Consider the following 21,876-nt stretch of genomic DNA (forward strand, 5'->3'; position numbering starts at 1 on the left):
TGAAGTATATCCCCTGTCAGGGGCAAAGATAAAAAGGGCAGGCAAGATAACGTTTTATATAACGTTTTATCTTGCCTGCTTCTTTGTATGGAAATTCTATTCCTTCCCGAACCGAGTAAGAACTCATAAAAAGATCATCGCCTTAATAAACTATAATTTATTTCTCCATCAAATGATTCTTCACAAAATCAAGTAGCAACTCTTTAAATACACTTTCTTCTCCTTGGAAATCGCTGAAATAAATTTCTATTGAATCTTCGTCTAAATACTTTATAAAGTTTATAACAACTATATCATTATCACTATATACAATACTATCCTTTAATTCAGTATAGGTAAGTTTTACATCTTCCGTAAAATCAATATAACTATTCTTCAAAAAAGATTGTTTCTCATAAACTCCTAAAAAACCAATCAGCTTAGTATATAAATCACCTTGTTCAATAGTATCTTCTGATAGTTTATAAGAAGCCATAAGATAAAACTGAATTTGGTTTGTAAATTTTTCTATTTTATCACAGAACGAATTCTTAATGTCTCCTTGGCAGCTAAAACAATCTATGTATAACTCATCAAAATCGGCATATTCATAAATATTATAATTTCCCAACAAGTTTTTATATGGAATGTGTATAGATTCCGGCGTTTCAATTTCCACACACACTAATTTATCCGTTTTTGTAAAAGTACAGGATGCTAAGAAGAATATCATAATGCAAATAAGCAATTTTCTCACTTTATTCACCACGCTTTCTATAAATACAAGTGATGTTTTTTATCTTTAGTTTAATATGAACTCACATAAATACATAAGACTCAAATCAATTAGTTTCTGCCTATTATCCAGACAGAGTATCTCATTACAATTACAGTATAGTACAAAACAATCTATATAACAGGTTATTTAATCACAAATTCTTTGGATACAATTAAATAGTTAGATATATATCGAAAGTAACAAAATTCATGGTCCAAATTTATTATCGAAACTCAAAAACAGGCTATTAAAAACATGAAATTAAACGAAGAAAAAGAAAATTTGGATTTATCAAATAGGTTTTTATTCAGTTTAGGATAGTCTAGAATTTCTATATAAAGAAACAGGCAGTACAGAGCATATCGTGCCTTGTACCACCTGTATTTTTATATATTTTCCAAGTTTACAGTAAAATCATCTGTCTGTTTTTTCATTACTTTCTTCTCAATCAGCAAGTCTGTCGATCTGCCGGACTCTCACCCGGCGGTACATGACGGCACTGAACACCATGCACACCGCTTCAGAGAGCACAAATGCCAGCCACAGCGCGTTCAGCCCGCCCCAGGTTGAAAGCAGCCAGGCCAGCGGCAGCACCAGGATCAGCTGACGGCCCAGCGACACCCACAGCGAAAGCATGCCGTCGTCCAGCGCCTGGAAGATTGAGCACAGCACGATCGACACCCCGGCAAACACAAACGACAACGAGATCGTCTTGAGCGCCGGAATGCCGATATCCAGCATCTCGGCGGATGCGTTGAACATTCCCAACAGGGCCTGCGGAAACGCCTGAAAGATCAAGGTTCCCAGCGCCATGATCATCACCGCGGCGATCAGCGAATACCGCGTCGCCTGGTAGATCCGTTGTTTTTTCTGCGCCCCGAAATTGTAGCCCACAATCGCGATCAATGCGCTGTTCATCCCCATGACCGGCATGAAGATAAACTGCTGCAGTTTGGCGTACACGCTGTAAACCGAAATCGCCAGTTCCGAATACGGCATTAATATCATATTCATGCCCAGCGTCATCACCGACGCCACCGACTGCATGATGATCGCCGGGAAGCCGACCGAATAGATCTGGCGGCAGGTTTCCAGAGAAAACCGGAAATGATTCAGACCCAAGTGGATAAACGGAATCTTCTTATGAATGATCCACGCCCCCAGCACCATCGCCAGAATCTGCCCGGCTACCGTGGCGATGGCCGCGCCCATGATGCCCATTTCCGGCAATCCGAACAAGCCGAAGATGAAGATCGGATCCAGAATGATGTTGACCAGCGCTCCGATGCCCTGCATGACCATGTTGTAAATCGCGTTGCCGGTCGCCTGCATGATCCGTTCCATCACAATCTGTACGAACACGCCGAAACAGAATACCGTGACGATTCCCATATACAGCGCCGCCTGCGAAGCGATCGCTTCGGAGGTGGTAAACAGATTGGCGAACATCCGCGCTCCGCCTAAACCGAAAAGCGCAAACACCGCCGCGCTCAGCAGCGCCAGAACGACGCCGTGCTGCGCAGCCTGATTTACCTCTTCCATCCCGCCTTCGCCCAAGCGCCGGGCCAGAAGTGAATTGACGCCGACCGCGGTGCCGACCGACACCGCGATGATCAGCATCTGAATTGGAAACGCCAGCGATACCGCCGCCAGCGCGTCTTGTGAATACCGTGCGACAAACATACTGTCAACAATGTTGTAGCAGGCCTGAATCAACATCGAAAGCATGATCGGAAGCGACATCGCCGTCAACAGCTTCTTCATCGGCATCGTCCCCATTTTATTCTCCATTCTATTCCTCCTTCAAAATAAAAAACCACTCTGTGTTTTTTAGAGTGGTTTTGCCTCACTGATTTTTTGATTCCCTTTTTCGTCTTTCCCGCAGGCATTCCTGAGGGTCCGACCGGGATTAGTTTACGCTTTCCTGATCCGCTTGTCAAGCAGATTTCTTTCCGTCAGTCCGTTTCCCCATCTGCCTGCCACTCCTGTTGACGGGCCTGCCAGAACTGCCGGTCCTTGTCGGTGACAGGCCGCAGCACGCGGCAGGGATTCCCGGCCGCGATCACACCGTCAGGCAGATCGTGGGTCACAACGGTACCGGCGCCGATCACAACCTCATTGCCAATCGTCACGCCGGGATTGACGATCACATTGCCGCCGATCCAGACAGAATTGCCGATTGTAATCGGCTTGCCATACTCCAATCCGGTATCCCGGACCTCCGCGCTCAGCGGATGCGCCGCGGTGTACAGACACACCCGCGGTCCCAGCATGACATGATCGCCGATTGTAATCGGACACACATCCAGAAACAGACAATCATAATTCGCAAAAAAATGATCGCCAATTTCAATCTGACTGCCGTAATCACACCGAAACGGCGGCATGATGACCACGTCTTCGCCGACGCTGCCCAGCAGCTCCTGCAACAACGTCTCGCGTTCCTCCTGCTGATCCTCTGCGGTCATGTTATAACGCCGGGTTAAGCGTAAAGCCCGCTGATGATCCGCCGTCAGCTGCGGATCCTGCGCGGTATACAGTTTCCCCGCCAACATTTTCGCCTGTTCATTCATCGTCGTTTCGTTTCCTTTCTTCGCTTTTCCTGTGCGCTTATTGCAGCGCAAGACCGTTTTAAGGAAAAGCTGCAAGATTCTCTTATTTTCCCGGGTTTTCCCAGGGATGGCAAGATGCTGCCCTACGCGCTTCAGTTTCAGAAGCGGCAACTGAGCCTGTTTGCGCGCCTGTTCAGTTTGCTTTCGTTTTAGAAGTCCACATTGGTGAAATCATCTCCATCGTCAAGCATGACGTGCGACTCCTCGTTGATTTTCTGCATCGCCAGCGTTAGCCGCTGCATGAACAGCTCGCGGTCTTCGTCCTCAAACGCCTCCGCCATCAGCGCCGCAAAATGCATGATGATCGCATCCGCTTTCCCGCAAACCTGCCGGCCATACGGCGTCGTTTTTAAATGCAGGCTGCGGCGATCCTTCTGTTCGATCTCCCGCTCGACAAAATCATTGCGCACAAAATAACTGATAATTTTGGTGACGTTCGATTTCGACATCCGGAAGACTGCAGCCAGCTCGCCCGGTTTTACGCCTTCATGTTTTCGGATATACTCCAGCACCTTTAAATAATGAGGATTGATCCAGTTTGCGATCTGTTGATCGATTGACTGCGTATACGTCGTACATAACGCAGAAAGCAGCACGTAATATTGTCTCTCTTTCGCTTCCATCCGCAGCCCCCTTTCGTCTTTCTCATTGTACCGCACATCCGAAGAAAGGAAAATCCCTCTTGTGAGAATCCGCAGAATTTTCGTGATTTTTCACTTGTGCTGGCGGCTGAATTCGCTGATCGAACTTCAGATTAACGTGGATAAACGATCTGATTGCGGCCTCTGGCCTTTGCCTGATACAGCGCTTTATCCGCTTGTTGATAGAGCGTCTCAAACAGGCAGCCCGCTTTGGCATAAGCACAGCCGGCGCTGACGCTCAGCCGGTCGGTCGCCGACAGCCGAATGTCCTGAACCCGCCGCCGCAGCTCTTCACAGCGGATTCGCACATTCTCCGCCTCACTCTGGCGAAGGTAGACGAGAAACTCATCACCGCCCGGCCGGCCGACAATTTCGCCGCTGAACACTTCCTGTAAAAGTTGGGCCACCTGCCCCAGCACCTGATCCCCTGCCCAGTGACCATAATTGTCGTTGACTTCCTTGAAATGATCAATATCCAGAAGAATTAAAGCACCGGTCTGTTCCGACCGCAAAACCGCCAGTTCCGCTTCCACCTGTTTGCGCGAGGCCTCAGCGTTGAGAATATGCGTCAGACTGTCGCGCTCCGCTTTTAAGCGCAGCCGTTCTTTCTCTTTAACCTGTTCGTCGATGTTGTTCAGCCGCCCGATCACATAGACGCAGCGCCCACTCGCATCCGTGATCGTCTGCATCGCGATGCGGAACCAGTGCGGCTGTTGCTGAGGATCACTCAGCGCAAGATCCCTTATCGTCTTTCCGCCGCTTTCCGTTTCCAGCAGCCGCGCAACTTCCTGCCTGATCTTCGCATAACGGAAGTCCGTGTGCGGCAGCTCGCGCATCTGTGCTGATTCCCCCGCAGCTTTCGCAGCCGGATCAAAAATCATCAGCTTCTGGGTTTTGATATCAAATTCAAAGAACAGGTCGTTGACCAGCTGGTATACCTGAAGATGTTTTTCCAACTCCAGCGAAATCTCACGATTCATTTTCGAACGCTGATGGCCGGCATACGCCAGCACAAGGATGATCAGCAAGCCGACCGCGCTGATCAACGTCACCGCCGTCAACGAATTCTCACGGATAAAATCCGTCAACGTCATCGTGTGATGGAAAACTGTATTCTTATAAATCAGCGACTGTGTTTCCTCATCGCTGGTCGACAGAATCACTTTGTTCAAAAGGGTCAGCAGCTCCTGATTGCCGCGGTTGGCGACGCCGAAACAGATCTCGTGCGTCTGCGCGGTCAAAGGGATCAGCCGCAGGTTGTTATATTTGGGCTGATTCAGATAATACTGCGCCGCATAGCCGTCGGCGATCGTGTAATCGGCCTGACCCTCATATACACTTTCCACGCAATCCTGCATCGAAGCGCAGACATGCGTCAGCGCCGTGTCTTCCCCATCAACCAATCCGCTGTTTTCGCTGAGAGCCATGACCTTGCCGCTCAAATTGGTTTCGTCAATGCGTTTGTTCAAAACCGCGACAAATTGGGAATTCAGATAGACCCGCGTCATTCCGAGGTTTCGCTTCTGGGCCAGATCATAGTCATAAGTCATCCCGGCGATCATTTCCACTTCGCCCGCAGCCGCCATTTGATCCAGCTGCGCCGTCGAGTCTGCCGGAACAAATTCAAACGTCAGGCCGGTCTTTTCGCTGATTGAGCGCAGATAATCCACGGCAATCCCGGCCGGCTGGCCCTGATCCTCAAATTCCAGCGGCGGATAATCACGCAGATAGCCCACGCGCACGCTCTGCGTCTTATCAATATACGCTTTCTCACTGTCCGAGAGCACAAGCCGGTTGGTTAAATTCCCGAAATACTTTTCTTCCAGCCGCGTGGAAAAGTAGGGATCCGACTGTTCAATGTTCTGCAAAGCATAGTTCAGTTCCTTGATCAGACCGCTGGTGTCCTTTTTGGAAGCGATGAAATAATACGGTTTGGGGGCAAAACGGGCGATTGTCCGCAGTCCTTCGACCCGGTCAGCGCTTGTTTTCAGCACCGCGTCCGCAGCTTTGTTTTGCAGCAGCTCCAGAACATTCTGATCATCGTTATAATAAACCAGCCGGGGATTGACCTTATTGATTTCACAGAATTCAAGAAATTCGTTCTTCCGGGCAACCGAATTTTCATGAATGGCGACCGTCAGATCCTGATCGATCCGCGAATCAATCACGATATCCCGCGTATCTTCCGCCGACACCTGCAGCACAGTTTCCACCATGCCGTAGCTGTATGCCGAGTAGTCATACTTTGCTTTCATGGATTCCGAGTACATCATCCCGCCCATTAAGTCGATCGTGCCCTCCGCCACCTGATCCATCAAAGCCAGAAGATCGTCGTCACTGTTGGAGCCGATGACAAATTCATATTCCCATCCGGTATACTGCGCGATTTCCTGTAAATATTCGTAGGTGTAGCCGCTCTTTTTACCATTTTCCTCAATTTGCGTCAAACCAGACTGAAGCGGATAGGCAATCCGGACAACACGTTTTTTCTGAGCCTGCACGGCAGGAAAATCCCACATAAAAAAGAGCAGAAAAATCATTCCGATTTTTCCCCAGAAGGATGCTTGTTTTTTCCTCGTAATGCCCGCTGATTTCATTCCTTCACTCCTTGCCGCTGATCTTCGCAGATGATTTAAGATCCAATTTTATTCGCCGCCGATCAGGCTTTGTTCGCCTGTTTTCGCAGTTATAATTATTTATTCTCAATAACTTTTAGTATATCAAATATTTCGCGTTCCGGCAATCTGAACCGAGAAATCCAGAGCTGGATTTAAGTAAAAACAACATGAATTCAGTACATAAAGACACATCCTGCTTTTTGAGCCGCCCCTGGTAATTCGCGGATGCGGCTGTTCCTCATCCGCCTTCCTTTTTTCCAGCCGATCAGAATCCATTGGAAGCGAAGCCTCGCTTGGCGCTGGATCTTCCACTTTGGCATAAGATGCAACCCGCGCAGAAGAAAGCCGTTCTTATAACACCCGGCAATTTCTTTTCAAGCTCTGTTTTTTATACAGTGATCTGTTACTCGTTCTCCCCCTGGCGGCTCATGAATTTCTCTCACGTTGATCCCGCTTGAGCAGATCGGGAAGCTTCATAATTTAAGATAGGGTGCTCTGGATTTTATTGGTATAATAAAGTCAGAATCAAAAAGATTTCCGCTCTTCCGTTGGAAATTCAAGCGAAAGGAGACTTATGAAAAACAGATTCCGCCGCTTTATGACGCTATGCTTCTCCCTTGCCTTGTTTGGGGCAAGCGCCGCCAGTTCTCAAAGAATACTGGCTGAACCCCCGGCAGAACCGGATCGGACGATGGGCGCCGTCTTCGACACCCCTTACCGCCATACCCTGCAGTCGGATTATGCGGCGATCCGCCAATCCGATCTCAGCGAGTTGACGGACACCGTCTGGCAAAACGATGTGCTGGACGCTAAAGTCACGGTCTGGGCAGGCAGTCAGCCGCTGGAGCAGGTGGAAATCCGCTGCGATGATTTCAGCAGCGGCAATCACCGCATCAGCGCGGAAAATGTTGATATCCGCTGGCTGTGGGAAACGCTCGCCAATATCGGCAGCGGGGATCCGGAAGCCCCCGTCATCGCTTATCCTGACGTGATCCATCAAGGCGGACCCGCGTCGATCGAAGCTCAGCAGCTCAAATCCGCCTGGATCTCGCTGACGATTCCCAGGGACACTGCCCCTGGCGTCTATACCGGGACGCTGAATGTCACTTCCGCCAATCATTCTCCCGTTCAGCTGACGCTGACTTTTGAAGTTCTCGATCTGACCGCGCCGGACCCGCAGGCAGGAGCGACGCAGGTTGAACTGTGGCAGCATCCCTACACAACCGCCCGCTATTATGGGGTAACGCCGTTTAGCGACGCACATAAAAATTACCTGCTTGATCAGCTGCGGGAATATGCGCAGATGGGCGGGCGCGGCGTGATTGCCACGATAGTGGAAGAAGCCTGGAACCACCAGTCCTATGACAGTGATCCGTCGATGATTCACTGGACCCAAACTGCGGATGGAACTTTCAGTTTCGATTATACCGATTTTGATCAGTGGATCGAGCTGGCCATTCAGGCAGGCGTCCTCGATCCGCAGACCGGCCGGGGACAGATCAAAGCTTACAGCATCGCTCCCTGGGGCAACATTGTCACTGTTGTTGACGAAGCAAGCGGCACTTCCCGACGGCTGACGCTGACGCCCGGCAGCGATGACTGGCAGGCAGCCTGGACGGCGTTTCTGGAAGATTTCCTGCGGCACACGGTGGAAAAGGGTTGGTTTGATCTCACGTATATTTCGATGGACGAGCGGGAAATGGAAGTCCTGCAGCCCTGCGTCGAGCTGATAAAAGGGATCCGCAGCGAGGCTGGGAAATCCTTTAAAATCGCCTCGGCGATGAATTATTCCGACCTGGACGATGATGCGTTTCTGGATCGGATTGACGATATTTCCGTCAGTTTGATCAACGTCAAGGACAAGTCGGACGCGATGCGGAAGCTGGCCTTGCATCGTCAGGAACAGGGCTTGTTAACAACGCTCTACACCTGTACCGGACAATATCCCAGCGCCTACACAATCTCCGATATGGCCGACACCGCCTGGACGATGTGGTACACCATGAAGCAGGGAACCGACGGCTTCTTAAGGTGGTCATGGGACGGCTGGGTTGAGGATCCGCTGACCGATGTATCCTACCGCACATTTGAGCCGGGAGATCCGTGGTTGATTTATCCTGCGGAACGAGATTCAGTTGGCGATCATTTTTACGAATCGCCGCGGTATAAAATGTTGAAGCAGGGCATTCGGGATATCAACAAAGCCAAATTGCTTCAAAGCTTATCTGCGGAATCCGAAGCAGCCGTGGATCAGTTAGTTCAGTCGCTGAAACGGCCGAAGATGAAAATCGACCGCTATGGCAGCGCAACCTATGCCCGAAATTCTGATCGTGAGCTTGTCCAGAGCGAAGTGCTGCGAATGCGGAAAGGGATTGATGAGATCGCGAAGGCGTATCTGCAAGCGCGGGTTGTTCCGATTACCGGCATGGAATGCGGAGCGTCGATCATCCTGCGAGTTGGAAAAACCAGCGAAATTGCCATCGAACCATTTCCGTACAACGCCAATCCGGTGACCTGGCGATACCACAGCAACGACGAGACGATCGCCACCGTCGATGAAACCGGATTGATCAGCGCAAAGAACCCGGGAACCACAACAATTCTTGTGCAATGTGAGGAAAATGATCAGATCGAGAAAGAGATCTCGCTCATTGTCCTCGATCCTTCACAGGCTCCCCGCAAACGGACGTCGGTTTCCGCCGATCTGAAACTGCGGATACAGAAAATCCTTCAGGCCGCCGCAGCGGCAGAGAGCCATCCTTAATCGCATGGAAAACAAGAGGCTGGAAAGCTTTGATTTTGATCTTTTGCGTTCCAGCCTCAATTTCAGTTATAGCCTGCCTGGCATCAATCCACACTCTTCATAATTCTGCACACACAAACGATAGGAAAGATGGGGAAAACTTCTTCCGATTTTCAAATTTCCCATAATAATCTCCAATCCGTTTCACTATCCCCCATTTGGAAAGCGGCAGCTGTATAAAAAGCAAGGTAAAAGGCGGTTTCATCGGCTAACTCATAAAACACCAGCGCAAACATGTGAATTGAGAAATTTAATTCAAAAATAGATCAAACAAATCCCTGACCGGCGAGCTGGTTGAGATGGGTATCAGGGTAGTCCTTATTCTGCATTCTCCGGTGGGATTGGATTTGAAGCTGAGAAGGCAGAGTGATCATTAAAATTACAATCACGTAAATAAAGTAAAATGAAACCACAGAGGTTGCCTCCATAAATTCAGCTTTGGATGAAACTGGCTCTTACTTATAAAAAGTTTTGATGTCTTTCCCGGCATCTTTGTGATTTTGAGCGGAAGAACAAAATGGCCATGGAAATTTCCAAACAGTTATCCAGTCGATATGTTTGTTTCTATCTCATAAAGATTAGTTAAATTAACGATGATTTCAAAAGATTTCTTTGTAATCGTTACCCTTGGTTCTTCACAACCTAATTGCATCAATAATTTTCTGACGATATATAACCCTTGACCTGAATTACCATTACTTCTAGAAAAATCCCCTGAATAAAAACGATCAAAAATCCGCGTTGAATCCAGACTGGAATCTTCTTTGATCGAGTTTTGGATACTGATAATCAGCTGTTCATCGTTGAAAATTAAATTTATGTTCAGATTCCCAGCAGTTGAATGAACAGCGTTAACAATGAGATTTTGAAAAACTCGTGTTAGCGCCATTTTATCGGAAGCGATGAAAATTTCTTCTTCTATTAAATGAATTTCTGGAGTTATCTTAACTTTCCAGAAAATCAGTTAATATTTGACAAATTGCTTTGTCATCTTCTGCGATCAATATACGACTCATCTTTTTTGACCTCCGATTATTTAAAACATAACGTTTAAGCAGATGCTAATTTCGATGACAATGAAGTCCTTTCTGATCAAATGCAGCCTTTATTGAAAGATTTTATTTGTTGCTTCGACTCTTTCCAACCCTAACAGCTTAAATATGAAGCTAACAATAAAACTGCCGATATTGCTTTAATGGCCGTCCATCTCTGCTTGAAATCATGTTCATCTATGATCCGCAAACTCTATTTTCCTGATCAACTTTTATTTTTAAGTTTACTTCATTTCTAATCTTATTTATAAACAACGATCCCTATTCAACGAAGAACTGGCAGCCCTATCCTCAGCGTGCCTCACACAGGCTCTTTATAAGCTCCTTTATATACAAAAAAGGGATGCGCTACTTTTAGCGATATCCCAATAATCTCATTAACATGGTGGAGCATAACGGGATCGAACCGTTGACCTCCTGCGTGCAAAGCAGGCGCTCTCCCAGCTGAGCTAATACCCCATGTATATTTAAATTCGATGGTGGGCCTGAATGGACTTGAACCAACGACCTCACCCTTATCAGGGGTGCGCTCTAACCACCTGAGCTACAGGCCCAATTAACTGTTTCCCATCGAATGCTTAATAAATATACCACGGAGAAAATAAAGTGTCAACAACTTTTTAAAATTTTTTGTTTTTTTTACATACAATTTTTTTGCAAGACAAAATGCAGGCAGCCCCTTCCATTCAATTTCACAAAAGACAGGCAGACGCGCTATTCCAGAATCTTAACAAAATCGTCGATTCCCTGAAAAATCGCATACGCGATTTCATCCAGATGTTCCTCTTTTTGCAGCGCAGTCAAATCCTGACCGTTGGATAAAAATCCAATCTCGGCCAGAATTCCCAGCGATGTCGTCTGTTTCAAGATGAAGATATTTCCGGTTTTGGGCTGAAACTTGGAGTTCGTCACCGGCCGCAGCCGTTCCAGAACAGCGGCGGCCAGCTGATGCGAATTTTCATTGCCCTGCTGATAATACACCTCTGCGCCATGTACCCGGCTGTCCAGCGAGATGTTGCAATGAATGCTGACAAACAACGTGACCTGCGGCTGATTCATAATTTCAACCCGTCTTTTTAAATCCTCCCGCTTGACATTCTTCGCATCGGCGGGCGCCAGATCAACATCCTCCTCACGAATCATGATGACCTCCGCGCCTGCCCCCTCCAATAGCCGCTGCAATTTCTTCGCCGTCTTCAAATTAATCTCATCTTCGTCAATCGCCTGACTCCGTGCTCCCGGATCCTTTCCCCCATGTCCCGCATCGATCACGATTGTCATTCCGTTTAAACGCGTATCCGACATGACTGTGATCGCGCGGCTGAACGCCCGCATCACCAGAGCGGCGATCAACAGGACAATCAAGCTCCCTGTTGCCCAGCATTTTCGTTTTAATCGTTTCATCGCTTCATTGTATGAAAAAAGCAGCGGTTCTATGCCGCTGCCCCTGACTTCGCTTTGCTTAACAGAATAAAGCTCAAGACCAGACATCCGCCTTCGCTCACCGTCGGCGTCAGCCAGATTCCCAACGCTCCGAAAATCGACGACATCGCAAGCAGACTGATCAAAATTACGACAATCCCCCGGGCCAGCGACAAGGTCAGCGCCGCTTTCGGTTTCGCCAGCGCGACGAAGAATCCCGAAGTCAGCACATTATACCCCATAATCAGAAAACAAAAGGAATACAGGCGGAACGCCGCTACCGAACTGCCAAACAATGCCGTTTCCTGCGGCTGGATGAAAACCGAAACGATCTGCGGCGTAAAAATCCAGCAGCCGCCAAAGCACAGCGCCGAAGTCAGCGCGACCGCTGTCATGCCATAACGATAGACCAATTTGATCGTTTTCGAATCCTGCTGCCCCAGCGCATAGCTGACCAACGGCTGACATCCCTGCGCAATGCCCACAAACGCCATTAAGACCAGATTGTAAACATACGTCATGACCGTGTAGCTGACCACGCCCGAGGTTCCGATCACCGTCAGAATCTGATGATTAAACGCAAACACAATCACTCCGGCCGACAGTTCTGTAATGCAGTCGGCGATGCCGATCGGAACAATCCGCCGATACTGCGACAGCTCCAGCGAAAACCGGGTGAAATGAAAATGCGTTTTCCGGCTGAACAGGAAATGACTGAAAAAGACCAGGAAGGTCAGCAGCTGCGAGATCCCGGTCGCCCAGGCCGCTCCCGCCAGCCCCCAATGGAAGCCAAAGACAAACAATGCGTCAAGCACAATGTTCGTCACCGCGCCCAGCAGCACGCCGAAGGTGGATAACTGCGGAAAACCATCCGCCTTGATCAACACTTCAAACGAATAGGAAACGATGAAGAAAAAGCCAAAGCCGCCGATGATCCGGAGATATTCCGTTACATAGCTCAACGTATCGCTGCCCGCTCCCAGAAAGATCGCCAATGGTTTGGCGAAAAAGACACAGCATGCCGAGATCAACAACGCCAGGACCGACAGCACAGCCGTGTTCATCGTAAACAGCTCGTTCGCCCGCTCCGTTCGCCCCGCGCCTCGATGGATTGAAATCAACGTCGACGCGCCGATCGACAACAGCAGAGAAAAAGCAAACATGAAATTGATAAACGGCATCGCCAGATTGACAGCCGCCAACGCCGTTTCTCCTGCGTAGTTGGCAATAAAGATGCCGTCTACCATCGTATATAAATTAAATACCAGCATCGACGCCATCGACGGCAGGACAAAACGTATAAATTTTCGTTTTAAACTCATAATTTCTCCTTCCTGAACCAGTATAAACCTTGGTATAATACCAGAGTCAAGAGGTGAAGGAATGAAAAACCTGTATCAGATCCAGGAAATTTGCCGACTCTATCATATTGGAGCCGATTCCCTGCGCTATTACGAGAAAATCGGATTGATTCAGCCGCAGCGCAGCGCAGGCAATTACCGGCTGTATTCGCTCAGCGATATCTGGCGGCTGAACGTTATCCGCGATTTACTAAAGCTGGGATTCAGCACAGGACAGATTAAAACCTACCTGGATGCCCGTTCCGTAGCGACGACCCGCAGTCTGCTGGGCGAAAAAGAAGCCATTCTGCGGCAGAGAATCAAGGAGATGGAGAAAGACCTCCAGGATGTACAAAAGCGCCGCCAGAGCCTCGAGGTGGCGCTCAGCGAGCCGATGAATCAGGTTTGCCGGCGGACATTGGAAAAACGACGATGTCTGCTTCTCAAAGAAAAGATTGAGCGTGACGAGGATATTGATTTCCTGCTGACCAAACTTTCCGGACGGCTGGAGGAACAACTCTCCATTCTCGGCAACGGCGATACGGGTTCAATTCTGGAGCTGCAGCCTGACGGTTCAGTCCGCTGCACGTCCGTTTTCATCTGCACAGAGGATGAATCGTATGATTTCATTCTGGAAGCAGGCGATTATCTCACGCTGACCTATAGCGGGCGCTATGATACCCACGACGAGCATCTGCGTCTTTTACAAGAAACAATCGAGAAACAAAACCTGAAGCCAGCGGGAAATTTCCTTGAATTTTTACTGATCGACGTTCATGAAACCCAGCGTTACGAAGAATACGTAACCCAGCTTCAGGTGCGGGTCATTCCTGCCTGATCGCTTCCCTTAATTGAAAGGCACCCTTCTACTGCGAGGGTGCCTTTTAAATCATTGGGCTCAGAACTTTACGATTTCCAGAAATCGTTCCGGCATTTGTTAAACCTCAGATGAAATTCCAATCTGGATGACGAAATCGCTTATCCGGCGGCGGAAACCTTGCCCTGATTCAAGACAACATCCGCTTTCTTTTCCAACTCGTCTGCATCCGTTAAATAAGCATGACTGAGGACGTTAAACTCCGCGTCAAATTCATAGACCAGCGGCGCAGCAGTCGGGATCGTTACTTCCATGATTTTTTCCGCGCTCAGCTGATCAAAATAGTTGACCAGCGCTCTTAAAGAATTGCCATGCGCGACGATCAGCACTTTGTTTCCCGCCAGCATTTCCGGTTTGATCACAGCTTCAAAATAAGGGACGACGCGTTTGATCGTCGTTTCCAGACTTTCGCCATCCGGCAGCAGAGCCGGATCCACCCGCCGATACATCGTCTGCCTAAGCGCACTGCGCGGATCCCCGGCAGGCAGGACTGGCGGCAGGACGGCATATGCACGGCGCCACAGCTTCACCTGTTCCTCACCGTACTTCGCCGCTGTTTCCGCTTTATTCAACCCCTGCAGAGCGCCGTAATGCCGTTCATTCAATTTCCAGCTTTTGATCACCGGCAGCCAGCTGCGGTCCATCGCATCCAACATGTGATCCAGTGTATGAATGGCCCGCTTTAAAACTGACGTGTAACAGAGATCAAAATCAAATCCCTGATCTTTCAAAATCCGGCCAGCCTGTTCAGCTTCCCGACGTCCAGTTTCACTTAAATCGACGTCTGTCCATCCGGTAAACAGGTTCAGCTTATTCCACTCACTTTCGCCATGACGAACCAGGACCAGTTTCATAACTATCCTTCTCTCTTAGTGTTAGTTAATTCTAACTTTCATTTTAATTCTATTTCTCCTCTCATGGATTGTCAACGAAAACGACCGACGTCTCAAATCCTTTGAAGAAAAAGAAGAAATTCCGAAACAGAAATTCCCTTTGGCCACAGTTTTTTTGATCGGCATTCTTCATTCTTTCCATAGTTTATGCCAACGCAATCAAAACGGATCTAACCCCTGTTTTCTAATTTATCCTCGTTTCAACACACCGTTCACTTGCCTTCTCATTCATGGCCGCGGACATCGTTTCTCTCACGCCCATTTTCAGAACGAGGTCTCCTTGAGCAATCGTCCCCTGGTGTATTTCGATGATAAGCCTCCTGCCTCTCTCTGTCAGAGGCTGCCGCTTGTCCGCAGATACCGTTTCCTTGCTTTGCCGACGACTCAGTGTGTCCATTTTCTACATCTCCCGCGTCAGTTCTTGCCTGCCGCATCACGAAAGAGCGGCAGCTCTTTTTTCAAACAGTCATGATCAGGCAGTGACCCATCCTCTGTTCCACCTTTGAAAATCAGGCGAAAGGAATTTTTCCTGAATCAAATTCCATCAGGTTTGATCAAAAGTAAAAGCCCGGAAAATTTAGCTTTTCCGGACTCTTTGAACCATTTTGAGAATAAAGCTTAACGCTTGCTGAACTGCGGAGCGCGGCGAGCGGCCTTTAAGCCATACTTGCGAACATTTTTCAAAAAACCCTTGTGGCACAAGGGTTTTTGCCATTTTCATTAACAGTTAGCCTACCCATTAACATGAAAAATGGGTGATTTCACATGGCTGTCTGCTGTCCGAAAGCGGCGTTTACCACCCCTAAAAGTTCCTTTGGTTTATTATACTTTATTTTGGCGTAAATGTCCATAGTCGTCTTGCTGTTCTCATGTCCTGCAAGGTACTGAACGGTCTTGGGATCTACTCCGGCATATAGGAGATTGGTAATATAAGTGTGCCGGAGCTGATGTGGCGTTACGCTAAAATCCAGACTGTACACGATCTTGCTGTTGTTTTTTGCATGACCGCCCAGCGGCTGCTCTACAACATACTTGATTCGCTGACCATTCACATATTTATAGCAGGTTCGATTTTTAGCGGTGCGAACTTTCACATAATTCCAGAGTCTGGCATATTGAGAGTCAGACAACGCCTCTCCGTTTTTATCTGCTATTACAAAATCGGATATAGAGTTTTCTTTCGCTTCACGCAGACAATCTACAAGGCACTTGGGAATGGGAATATCACGCCGAGCAGCCTTTGTTTTAAGAACCGTAGAAACCTCCGGCCTGTTATTCTTTGTTCGCCATGCTCGCTGCACAGAAATGTAGGGAGTGGTCACATCCAAAAATACACAGTCCCACTGCAGACCGAGGATCTCTTCCCGGCGCAGTCCGGAGTATAAACCAATCATGATAAACAGATTAGTCGGCAGATCTCTGACCGTATCCAAAAGCTTCTGAACCTGTTCATCTGACAAGGCTTCTCTTGGCTTTGCGGGTACACCGCCCTTGGCGTTGATTTTTGCAGCCGGGTTGTAGTCGATCACTTCACTGCGTTCGGCATTATAAAATATACTCTTGAACAGCATATTAACTTGGTTATAAACCGCCGATGATTTCTTCGCTAACGGGATCATGGCGATTTTAATGTCATCTGAAGTTACATCAGACAGATACATAGTCCCCAGGGGCTTAACTATGTATTTATCCACTTGACGGCGATAGTTCTGTATGGTGTCATCGGACACGGTTGCAGATCGCATCAAGAGCCACTTTTCACAGTAATCCGCAACCGTTGGATTTTTTCTTCTGAAAATGATTTCCTGCACTTCCGCCCGTGCGGCCTGCTCTTTCTTATACAGTTCCTCACAGGTCAAAGCATATAGACTTGCCTGCTTACCGTCTGCATCCGTGATTCTGGTTCGGTAATACTGTTTACCTTTAATCGTGGTAGTTTTGTATTGCGGTATGTCTTGTTTTTTCTTTGCCATATTGTTGTTCCTCCAATCGTGATATGTATTCTGATACCACTGTTCTATCAAGAAACAGCATTTATAGCAAAGGTGCGATTTGGTATGTAAAGAGGGCGGAGAAATCATCCCTGCCCTTGCGTATTTTTGTATTAAGAAGCATCCCATTGAGAGAATGCGCAGCCCATTGCTTTTACTACATCATCCGGTCTGTTGTATTTCACTTTTGCGTAAATATCCATTGTAATCTTGCTGCTTTCATGACCGGCCAGATACTGAACCGTCTTAGGATCAACCGATGCGTGGATCAGATTGGTAATGTATGTGTGTCGTAACTGGTGTGGTGTCACTTCAAAATCCAGACTATAAACCACTTTTCCGTTATGAGCAGCTTTTTCACCCAATTTGGGCGTTACGATGTGTTTCACACGCACCCCGTTTTCATAGCGGTAATAGCACCGTTCCTTAGTCGTTCTCGTGACAATATACTGCCAAAGCCGCTTAAACTGCGTGTAACTCAACGGATCTCCGTCCCGGTTTGCAACCACATATTCCGATGTAGAATTGGTCTTTGCCTCTCTCAAACATTCAGCCAGACAATCGGGCAGGGGAATGTTGCGTTCTGCAGCCTTAGTCTTTAATTCCGTAAGAATAATCGGTCTGTTACTTTCCGTGTGCCATGCCCGTCGAACAGTAAGATAAGGGGCATCCTCGTCCAAATACACCGAGTCCCATTTCAATCCGAGGATTTCTTCACGGCGCAATCCCGCATACAAACCAAGCATTACGAATACATACGGCGGAAGTCCTCTAATCGCACTTAGAAGCCGTTCCACCTGTTCATCGGTCAATGCTTTCTTATCTTCCTGCGGAACACCACCACCCTTGGCAGATAAATGAACCGTTGGATCGTGGTCGATTACTCTGCTTTCCAACGCAGCTCGGAAAATACACCTGTAAATGACGATTACTGACTTATAGACCGAAGCGGACTTTTTGGACACCGGAACGAGCGCAAGCTGAATATCATCCAGCGTTACATCTGCGATCCTCATCTCGCCAATATACGGGATAATATTACGGCGCACCTTAGAAGTATAGTCAGTCAAGGTGGTAGTGCGAACATGAACGGATTGCATTAATAGCCATTTTTCGCAATACTCTTTTACAGTAGGCGATTTTTTTCTGAACTGTTCGTTTTCAATTTTCTCTATCGCATCCAGTTCCTTGTCATACAATTCTTGACGGGTCTTTCCATAGAGAGAAATCTGCTTGCCCTCGTTATCCGTAACAGTTGTTCGATAATAGGTATGACCACCGATGGTTACGGTTCCATACCTTGGGATTCTTTTCTTTGTAGCCAATTTCTTCACCTCCAAAATATTCACATCGCTGTGTTGCTTTTGTTTTACCAAAAACACATCAATCCATCAAAGGTGCGAATTTGCCCTTATTTGCCGTTTCGCACATTACGGTAGGTTGTTCTTTTTTCCATGGGTTTTGCTCTGTGTGTGCTTTTAGCGATATATTCCTGTAATCCGGTGTCGGTGAAGTAAACGCTGCCATTTGGTACATATTGGATATAAGAAATCAAGCCATTATTTCTGGCTTCATCCAGAGTGGCCAGACTGATTCCCAAAAGTTTTGCCGCCTCCTTGCGTGTAATCAGTTTTTCCATATTGAAAAATCACTTCCTTCCTATTAAATACATTCAAGCTGTGTCAAAGAACGCGACTTATTTTTTCATCACGGTGTAGTCATATCCACGACGCTGACCGCAGTAAGTGCAGGTATCCTTTTCAACGGCATCCTGATCAATCCGCTTCAAAACAAAAGCACCCGTGCCGTAAAAATTGTTGGCACAAGTGCTGCAAAAGCAAAGTGTTAAGTTTTGCGGAGCCGGTTCAATCAGTCCAATGCTGATGGCCAGCGCATGGTTTATGCCCTGGAGGTGCTTCTCAGACAGCTTTCCGATCCTCTGTCCCAGACGATGCTTGTCTATGGTTCTAATCTGCTCCAGAAGAACCACAGAAGGCTCCCTAAGCCCGTCCTCGGCGTTAATATAGTAATGGGTAGGTAGTTTGCTTTTGCCGACAATACGGCTGGAAATCGACGCCACAATGACGGTGGGGCTATGTCTGTTACCCACATCATTCTGAATGATGACAACAGGGCGATACCCCTCCTGCTCGGAGCCGATGCCTTTGCCCAAGTCGGCATAGTATATCTCGCCCCTCAAATATGTTCTGTTCATATAGTGAAACCTCCTATTGAATTTTAGGCAGTATGTACCGCCTATGTAGGAGGTCAGACGACGAAACAATATTGGTTTGAAATGTTATTTACACACATAGCCCGATTAGCTGTACGCCGCCTGACCTTATGATACAGAGATTTCATTTGTCCTCGACACCCCAAATCTCCATTGGGAAGTCATCAAGCGGCTGACAGCGTATCAGCTCCACGGGAATTTCACCCTCACATGGTTCTCATGCAACCGCCCCCATTGCCTGCGACGGCTTCACGCCGGAACACGCTTATCACGCTCGGACTGTGGCTGGACGGGAGTCTCATTATCCCTATTGCCGGTCATGGCCATACCGGGAGCCGCCCGGTACTGATAACACACTGTTTCTCGCTCCATGACGGAAAGCTAAAAGCACACAGACCATAATCTACACAGTGAAATCTTGTTGCTTTATCCTCCCGGCACATCGTGGCGCAGCAGCTAAAGCGGCTTATGCTCATCGCAATGGCAATAGGATCGTACTTGATGAATGGGTATTCGGTTGTCAAGGAACACCCCATTCGCCGTACAAACGGAAAACGGGCAAGAAGCTATCCGTGGCCTCTCACCCGTTTCCTCACTCAAAGGGCAAAAGTTAAGCCCTTTTCAGAAAATTATTCAATTATTTTTTTCAGTGATGCCAATGCCTTATCAATGGTGTACTTGACGGCCACCTTGCTGCACCCATCTAGATCAGCAATCTCCTGATAGGTCAGATTGCCGAAATAATACAGAAGCACTCTGCGTTGCTGTACCTCCGGGAGCGTGGCAATAGCCTTATGTAACATTTCAATTTCGATATGTCGAAAAACTTCTTCCTCCACGGATTCTCTGCGTTGTGTTGCTCTGGCCATCAAGGTTGCTTCCGTCTGCTCACTTTGCTCCAGATGCCTGTCCCATTCATTGAGAAATGACAGATCATCCAATTCGAAGCTGTCCAGCAGGTCGAACAATTCTTTTGGGATCTCCAAACAATGCTCAACACGAAAACCATCCTTAAATCGTATATAATACCTTGGAGCATCTGTTTCGATGCCGACGGTAAAGATTTCATAAGGGTTGTCCTTATCCCTGCGCCGCTTTGGGCGTGGGTCAATGTTATTTTTCGGATGTATTGCATCCATTTTGTTTTCCTCCTGTCAATCGTTTTTGAAAAATGTTCAAAACGATTGATTGGGAGGACTGCGGCAGCCGACGCCGCTTATATGGTCACGGGCAAAGGGAAAAAGGCCGTGACGAAAAACGCCAAACTCACCCCTTGAAAAACAAAAGGTAAATTTGGCGTTACGGTTAGGATTAAGTTTGCCGGGAGGCTTGTCCGAGCCTTCACCTTTCTTCGGCGCTTCGCAATGCTGCCAGTGCGTATGGTTGGTTCGGTGACCACCTCTGTGTATTGTCCATCGTATATGGGCAAGATGGATTATGTAAGGGTGTTTGTTCGCCATTGGTAACATCCTCGCCGTAAGGGCAGCACAGCCGCCTTACGGGGGATGTGTTGCTATTGCGGTAGGCTATGCTGCCACGCCATTTTCGTATACATATTCGTATTTTTGATTTCTTCGGAGACTATTTCTTCGTCCATGATGCACACCTCCTGACTGTTGAAAGATGTCTTGTTTTATTGTCTTTTTTCATATTCAGGGTTATTATGTCGAACAGATAAAAAAGAGAGCGCCCAATCTGCTTTTACAGATCGGACGCTCTCCGTATATTCAATGCCGATGGTCGGCACCCTGGGCTATTCAATTTCATCTTAGATGCCTCCTTTCGGCAAACAGGATTATGGGTTGCTTTCCACGCCTATCACGATGATCCGGTCACTTTTGGTTGCTCCGTAGCAGGTGGACAGCGTAAGGAGCTGCTGACCGTATTCGGGCGTGATGCTGGTGTCATACAAGGCACGGCGCTTTATTTCAGCAATTTTGTTATTATAATCAGTTTCATCGGCGGCAGTATGGAAGTCATACCAGCCGTCGTTATTTTTCACATACACTACTGCAAAAACAGTATACAGTTTCAGTCCCCGTGCGGTCTCAAACTCAATAACCGGATGTTCTGTGAAGTAATCCTCGTTTCGGTACTGCGTCACATCGGAGAACATGGTGCCATTTCTCATGTTGTGACCGTAGATGATCAAGTTGTCACAGTCCAGCGTGTTATCGCCGTCAAGAAAGGGGATACCGGCATTGCTGTACTCTTTATCAAAATTCAGCCGCAGATAGCGTTGCGGTTCGCTGGGCGTGTGCATCACGGGATAATCCACCGCCGTGTCCTCGATATACACCCAGCCGATGCAGTCTGCGTTTTTCTCAAACAGCGGTGTAAGGTTACGGGTAAACACGGGCGCAGGTTCCTGCGGCTCGGTTACTTCGATCACTTCGGCTTCTTCGACGCTTGCGGTTTCGCTGTTTTCCGGTTCGGTTATATCCTCAGATTTATCAGGGACGGTAACATCGGCAATAAGGTCTGCAAGCTCATTGAAATCGTCGATCTCCTGCTGGCGGTCTTTGACCTCGCCAATGATCATTATGATTGCCACGACCATGACTGCAGCAAAAAAGAGAGTCAAGAATGGCAATATTTTCTTAACCATTCAAGACCCTCCTTTATTGGTCAAGGTTA

General features: G+C 47.8%; 19 protein-coding genes and 2 tRNA genes. 2 read left to right on the plus strand and 19 right to left on the minus strand.

Translation table 11 applies throughout. From position 1 onward, the window contains the following. Positions 1 to 157: 157 nt before the first annotated feature. From BQ7364_RS06180 to BQ7364_RS06200, 5 genes are all read right to left on the minus strand, one after another. On the minus strand, positions 158 to 658 hold the full coding sequence (locus BQ7364_RS06180; RefSeq protein WP_139248578.1) for a hypothetical protein: 501 nt from the start codon (positions 656 to 658) through the stop codon (positions 158 to 160). A gap of 543 nt (positions 659 to 1,201) precedes the next feature. Next, a complete protein-coding gene (locus BQ7364_RS06185) occupies positions 1,202 to 2,548 on the minus strand; it encodes an MATE family efflux transporter (protein ID WP_072683901.1) in 1,347 nt (448 codons plus the stop codon). A gap of 164 nt (positions 2,549 to 2,712) precedes the next feature. Continuing rightward, positions 2,713 to 3,381 (minus strand): sugar O-acetyltransferase, encoded by a 669-nt coding sequence (locus BQ7364_RS06190; protein ID WP_255370388.1) that lies wholly within the window; start codon positions 3,379 to 3,381, stop codon positions 2,713 to 2,715. A gap of 137 nt (positions 3,382 to 3,518) precedes the next feature. Beyond that, positions 3,519 to 3,992, minus strand: coding sequence for a MarR family winged helix-turn-helix transcriptional regulator (locus BQ7364_RS06195; protein ID WP_072683902.1), 474 nt, complete (start codon positions 3,990 to 3,992; stop codon positions 3,519 to 3,521). 131 nt (positions 3,993 to 4,123) lie between these two features. Continuing rightward, positions 4,124 to 6,529: a transporter substrate-binding domain-containing diguanylate cyclase gene (locus BQ7364_RS06200; RefSeq protein WP_159432760.1), complete on the minus strand. Its 2,406-nt coding sequence runs from the start codon at positions 6,527 to 6,529 to the stop codon at positions 4,124 to 4,126. A 673-nt stretch (positions 6,530 to 7,202) separates the two neighbouring features. On the opposite strand from BQ7364_RS06200, the gene BQ7364_RS06205 reads away from it, so the two are divergent. After that, the gene (locus BQ7364_RS06205) at positions 7,203 to 9,392 is read left to right on the plus strand and encodes a glycoside hydrolase domain-containing protein (RefSeq protein WP_234973153.1); all 2,190 of its coding nucleotides are present in this window, start codon (positions 7,203 to 7,205) and stop codon (positions 9,390 to 9,392) included. A 152-nt stretch (positions 9,393 to 9,544) separates the two neighbouring features. Here the strand turns inward: BQ7364_RS06205 and BQ7364_RS18510 are convergent, their stop codons facing one another. From BQ7364_RS18510 to BQ7364_RS06230, 6 genes are all read right to left on the minus strand, one after another. Continuing rightward, complete coding sequence (locus BQ7364_RS18510; protein WP_255370389.1) at positions 9,545 to 9,667, minus strand: hypothetical protein; 123 nt, start codon at positions 9,665 to 9,667, stop codon at positions 9,545 to 9,547. A 305-nt stretch (positions 9,668 to 9,972) separates the two neighbouring features. Then, positions 9,973 to 10,320, minus strand: coding sequence for a sensor histidine kinase (locus BQ7364_RS06210; RefSeq protein ID WP_072683904.1), 348 nt, complete (start codon positions 10,318 to 10,320; stop codon positions 9,973 to 9,975). Positions 10,321 to 10,866: 546 nt separating this feature from the next. Further along, positions 10,867 to 10,942 (minus strand) — tRNA-Ala (locus BQ7364_RS06215). An 18-nt stretch (positions 10,943 to 10,960) separates the two neighbouring features. Then, positions 10,961 to 11,037: transfer RNA gene (locus tag BQ7364_RS06220), tRNA-Ile, on the minus strand. Positions 11,038 to 11,197: 160 nt separating this feature from the next. Next, complete coding sequence (locus tag BQ7364_RS06225) at positions 11,198 to 11,887, minus strand: N-acetylmuramoyl-L-alanine amidase family protein (protein ID WP_072683905.1); 690 nt, start codon at positions 11,885 to 11,887, stop codon at positions 11,198 to 11,200. Positions 11,888 to 11,916: 29 nt separating this feature from the next. Further along, positions 11,917 to 13,227: an MATE family efflux transporter gene (locus BQ7364_RS06230; protein WP_072683906.1), complete on the minus strand. Its 1,311-nt coding sequence runs from the start codon at positions 13,225 to 13,227 to the stop codon at positions 11,917 to 11,919. A 61-nt stretch (positions 13,228 to 13,288) separates the two neighbouring features. On the opposite strand from BQ7364_RS06230, the gene BQ7364_RS06235 reads away from it, so the two are divergent. Continuing rightward, a complete protein-coding gene (locus BQ7364_RS06235; protein ID WP_072683907.1) occupies positions 13,289 to 14,083 on the plus strand; it encodes a MerR family transcriptional regulator in 795 nt (264 codons plus the stop codon). A 140-nt stretch (positions 14,084 to 14,223) separates the two neighbouring features. Here the strand turns inward: BQ7364_RS06235 and gpmA are convergent, their stop codons facing one another. The 8 genes from gpmA to BQ7364_RS06275 all read right to left on the minus strand — a co-directional run bounded on the left by gpmA (position 14,224) and on the right by BQ7364_RS06275 (position 21,847). Then, a complete protein-coding gene (gpmA, locus tag BQ7364_RS06240) occupies positions 14,224 to 14,976 on the minus strand; it encodes a 2,3-diphosphoglycerate-dependent phosphoglycerate mutase (RefSeq protein WP_072683908.1) in 753 nt (250 codons plus the stop codon). A 616-nt stretch (positions 14,977 to 15,592) separates the two neighbouring features. Beyond that, positions 15,593 to 15,736 (minus strand): hypothetical protein, encoded by a 144-nt coding sequence (locus BQ7364_RS18345; RefSeq protein ID WP_234973154.1) that lies wholly within the window; start codon positions 15,734 to 15,736, stop codon positions 15,593 to 15,595. Between the two features lie 40 nt (positions 15,737 to 15,776). Beyond that, complete coding sequence (locus BQ7364_RS06250) at positions 15,777 to 16,988, minus strand: tyrosine-type recombinase/integrase (protein WP_072683910.1); 1,212 nt, start codon at positions 16,986 to 16,988, stop codon at positions 15,777 to 15,779. A 131-nt stretch (positions 16,989 to 17,119) separates the two neighbouring features. Beyond that, positions 17,120 to 18,331 carry a tyrosine-type recombinase/integrase gene (locus tag BQ7364_RS06255; RefSeq protein ID WP_072683911.1) on the minus strand — a complete coding sequence of 404 codons (1,212 nt, stop codon included), beginning with the start codon at positions 18,329 to 18,331 and terminating at the stop codon, positions 17,120 to 17,122. Between the two features lie 86 nt (positions 18,332 to 18,417). Continuing rightward, entirely contained in the window at positions 18,418 to 18,645 is a 228-nt protein-coding gene (locus BQ7364_RS06260) for a helix-turn-helix domain-containing protein (RefSeq protein WP_072683912.1), read from the minus strand. Between the two features lie 57 nt (positions 18,646 to 18,702). Next, positions 18,703 to 19,221 (minus strand): type II toxin-antitoxin system PemK/MazF family toxin, encoded by a 519-nt coding sequence (locus BQ7364_RS06265; RefSeq protein WP_072683913.1) that lies wholly within the window; start codon positions 19,219 to 19,221, stop codon positions 18,703 to 18,705. A 647-nt stretch (positions 19,222 to 19,868) separates the two neighbouring features. Next, complete coding sequence (locus BQ7364_RS06270; protein ID WP_083538467.1) at positions 19,869 to 20,378, minus strand: RNA polymerase sigma factor; 510 nt, start codon at positions 20,376 to 20,378, stop codon at positions 19,869 to 19,871. A gap of 656 nt (positions 20,379 to 21,034) precedes the next feature. Further along, on the minus strand, positions 21,035 to 21,847 hold the full coding sequence (locus BQ7364_RS06275; RefSeq protein ID WP_072683914.1) for a class B sortase: 813 nt from the start codon (positions 21,845 to 21,847) through the stop codon (positions 21,035 to 21,037). Positions 21,848 to 21,876 lie beyond the last annotated feature (29 nt).

The sequence above is a fragment of the Holdemania sp. Marseille-P2844 genome, assembly GCF_900120005.1.
Lineage (GTDB): Bacteria > Bacillota_I > Bacilli_A > Erysipelotrichales > Erysipelotrichaceae > Holdemania.